4 protein-coding genes are annotated in these 3,654 nt (G+C 52.7%); all 4 read left to right on the top strand.

The features are described 5' to 3' along the window. On the top strand, positions 1 to 636 hold a 636-nt coding region (locus QTI05_RS27715), incomplete at its 5' end, for an enoyl-CoA hydratase/isomerase family protein (RefSeq protein WP_286625028.1). A gap of 2 nt (positions 637 to 638) precedes the next feature. Further along, a complete protein-coding gene (locus QTI05_RS27710; RefSeq protein ID WP_286625027.1) occupies positions 639 to 1,868 on the top strand; it encodes a CaiB/BaiF CoA transferase family protein in 1,230 nt (409 codons plus the stop codon). A 113-nt stretch (positions 1,869 to 1,981) separates the two neighbouring features. Next, entirely contained in the window at positions 1,982 to 2,746 is a 765-nt protein-coding gene (locus QTI05_RS27705) for a 2-keto-4-pentenoate hydratase (protein ID WP_286625026.1), read from the top strand. A gap of 53 nt (positions 2,747 to 2,799) precedes the next feature. Next, positions 2,800 to 3,654, top strand: an 855-nt coding sequence (locus QTI05_RS27700) for a fumarylacetoacetate hydrolase family protein (RefSeq protein ID WP_286625025.1), incomplete at its 3' end; no start/stop codon positions are given.

The raw sequence follows: 3,654 nt of genomic DNA, 5'->3' as shown, positions 1-3,654 counted from the left end.
ATTCTGCGCAGCGGTCTCAAGAATTTCTCTGCAGGCGCGGACGTCGACTATTTGAATGAAGTGCGAAGCGCCGCTATCGCGGGTCGCGCACATCCGTATGACCTTCCCGGCTTTCTCACTCGATTCGAATCATGTCGATTGCCAGTAATCGCTAGCGTGCACGGCATCTGCGTGGGGGGTGGATTGGAATTGGCAATGGCATGCGACTACATCATTGCATCCGAATCGGCGAAGCTGGGATGTGTTGAAGTGGTCGTCGGCTTGCATCCTTTGATGGGCGCAGTCCAGCGGATTGGCCAACGCGCCGGTGCATTGCGCGCAAGTGAGATGGCGATTCTTGGACGCAGATACGATGCCTCTACTCTGGAGCGATGGAACTTGCTTAACTTGGTGGTCCCAGACGACCGATTGCAGTCGGCCACGATGAGCATTGCTAACGAAATGGCTGCCGGCCCCACCGTCGCTCACACCGCATCAAAGCAACTAATTCGCATTTCTGTGAGTCAGGGAGTGGCCGCCGCAGACGCGGCGATGACGCAGCTTCAAGCCTCAATCTGGGCTTCCAAGGACCTCGTGCTCGGGCTTGCTGCGTACAAAGCAGGCGATTTGGGCTCGACCAAATACGAGGGGGTTTAGCCATGAGCGGCCCACTAAGTGGAATCAGAGTCGTTGACTTTTCACGTGTGCTCGCCGGCCCATTGTGTGCCCGAACCTTGATGGATCTGGGTGCCGATGTGATTAAGGTCGAACCGCCACGGCAAGACCTTTCCCGGTTCGCCTACCCAAGGTCTTCGGGCATGTCGGGGTACTACGCGCAGCAGAACGCTGGAAAGCGCAACGTCTGCATTGATCTCAACGTGCCGGGAGCACTCGACGTCATCCTCAAGCTATGTGACGAAGCAGATGTTGTCGTTGAGAATTTCCGCGCCGGAACGATGAAGTTTCTGGGATTGGATTATGAGACCTTGGCAGCGCGCAATTCGCGCTTGATCTATGTATCCATCTCCGGGTATGGCCAACTCGGACCTTGGGCCAGCAGGATGGCATACGCACCTGTAGTTCAGGCAGAGTCCGGATTTACACGTAATAGTCTGGACCACTATGGCGCAGCGTTAGAGCGGTCAATGACCGACAGTCTCTCGCATGCTGATGTGTATACCGGCTTGCAAGGCGCAATCGCCGCATTGGCGGCGTTGACCCGGCGGTCCCTGACCGGTGTTGGTCAGCACGTCGATGTTCCGATGGCTGCCACGATGCTCGCAACGAGTGAGCGTGCACATTTCGATCTGAATCCGGAGGAACTTAACGACGAACCACCCATTCTCGGCGCGGCGGATTGTCCTTTCTTTGAAGGACCGAACGGTGAGCAGATCGTGTTGAGTGCGAGCTTGGTTGGCTCTCTTACGTTTCCATTCTTTCTTAAAGCGATGCGTCGACCTGACCTAGCGTCTGACGTGCGCTTTGCAACGGCGACCGCTCGAAAGCAGAATGTGGCCGACTTGCATCGGATAGTGCAGACATGGTTCTACACATTTCAGGGCATTGCAGCTCTCGATTGCCAATTGGATGAAGCGAAAATCGCGATGGGTGTGATCCGTACGGCATCTGCCTTGACTACCTCAGTCTGGGCTGAACATTGGCGCGCAGTAGAGCGTGTGCCGAACCGCCGCGGCGGAGAGTACATATTGCCCGGTCGTCCGTGGCGGTTTTCCAAGGATGAACTAACGCCTCCTGGATCGCCTGCATTCCGAGGCGAGCACAACCGAGAGGTACTTTCGAGTATCGGAGTGTCAGAGGAGCATGTTAATTCGCTCTTTGATGCTGGCGCACTACTCATCGACTCAGAAAACCTCTCGCAAATAAATTGAGAATTCTTGAATGCCGCGGCCCAGCCGAGAGTACTGACTCCAAGCAACGGCATCGTACATGCCGCGTCACATAACCAGATAGCTCTGTCAGATTTTTTACAGGATCCAGCATCATGACTGAAAAGCACGAAGTACTTGAATCTTTCTGGAGATCCGCTTGGGAACGAACGCCTACGCCTATGCAATGGGCTGGCCAACTTTCTGTTGATGAAGGCAGTCTTATTCAGATTCAAGTGGGAGATCGCTATGAAGCCCACGGAATTCGCCGATTTGGTTGGAAGGTTGCAGCAACCAACAAGGCTGTTCAGCAACAACTCGGAGTTTCCGAGCCTGGATTCGGATCGATTTATGAAAATAAAGTGCTTTGGTCTGGGGCTGCCTTAGCTTCGAGCCAGCTTATTCAGCCGCACATTGAATGCGAGCTGGCATTTCTGCTCAACAAAAATATCAAATCTGCCCGTACGCTTGAAGACATGGCTGAGTCTGTTGATTTTGTATACCCAGCATTCGAATACATCGAGAAGCGTGTAACGGTTCTCGATATGGGCGTGGCTTTTGCTGACAACGCGGAACACACGGGAATCGTTCTAGGCCAGCCCGTCAAGCATCAAATCGATAGAGACTACAGGCAAGTCGTTTGTACGTTGTTCAAAAACACATCACTGATTGACTCCGCTCCCGGTGAGGTTGTGTTGGGAAATCCGCTGAATTCGATCTTGTGGCTAAAGCAGCGGCTGGAGAAATACCAGCGTCAGCTTACTGAAGGCATGGTCGTCATGACTGGTTCATTTCTGCGTCAGCTTCCTGTTTCATCGGGAGATCACATTCGAGCCGAGTTCTCCGGGCTCGGTGTTGTGGACGTCAATGTGGTTAATTAGATTAAATTTTTCCACGGGTGAATTGTTTAAATACTTACGAAATTGGAATTAATATGAAGATTGCGCGCTTCTCAGAGCACGGTCGCGAAGGCTTGGCCGTAGCCCTTGATGGAATGGACTTTAAAGGACTTTTCTTAGATAAATTGGGCATCGCTGGCGATCTGCAGACCGCGCTGGAAGGTGGCCCGAACGCCATCCGAAAATTGACGCGCACTCTTTCACTTGGCGAAGATGTTGATTTGGCGCAGGTTTCGCTTAGACCGCCGCTGCTCTCGCCAGAAAAAATCATTTGTATTGGTCTGAATTATGTGGATCATTCGGCTGAAAGTGGATTTGTGCCGCCAGCTTATCCGACTGTATTCTCTCGTTTCAATTCAAGTTTGATCGGCCATGGAGATCCGATTGAAAGGCCTCAGACGTCAGAGCAGCTTGACTACGAGGGTGAAATTGCATTTGTGATTGGAATCGGCGGGCGAAACATTTCAAAATCGACAGCGCTCAAACATGTTTTTGGTTATTCATTGTTCAATGACGCGTCATTGCGTGACTATCAAACCCGGACGCCACAATGGACTATCGGCAAAAATTTCGACAAAACAGGTGCTTTTGGCCCGTATCTCGTGACAGCTGACGAGTTGCCCGAAGGTGCAAAGGGACTGTCGCTGCAAACTCGCCTAAATGGCAATCTGGTGCAAGACGGAAACACGGACGATCTGATTTTCGATATTCCTACGCTGATCGCCGAATTGAGTGCGGTTATGACTTTGCGCCCAGGTGATGTTGTCGTCACAGGAACGCCAGCTGGCGTGGGCGCTGCACGCAAGCCGCCGCTGTGGATGGTCCCTGGCGATGTTTGCGAGATCAGTGCAAGCGGGCTAGGAACTCTTCGAAATCCGATTGTCGCTGCG

Source organism: Variovorax fucosicus (assembly GCF_030316825.1).
GTDB lineage: Bacteria > Pseudomonadota > Gammaproteobacteria > Burkholderiales > Burkholderiaceae_C > Variovorax > Variovorax fucosicus.
Note: the sequence above shows the minus strand (reverse complement) of the source record. Positions and strands in the feature narration are given on the sequence as shown.

Bases quoted from the DNA above. Each gene is read 5' to 3' on its own strand.
- QTI05_RS27710 (WP_286625027.1), top strand. From the start codon at position 639: ATGAGCGGCCCACTAAGTGGAATCAGAGTCGTTGACTTTTCACGTGTG.
- QTI05_RS27705 (WP_286625026.1), top strand. From the start codon at position 1,982: ATGACTGAAAAGCACGAAGTACTTGAATCTTTCTGGAGATCCGCTTGG.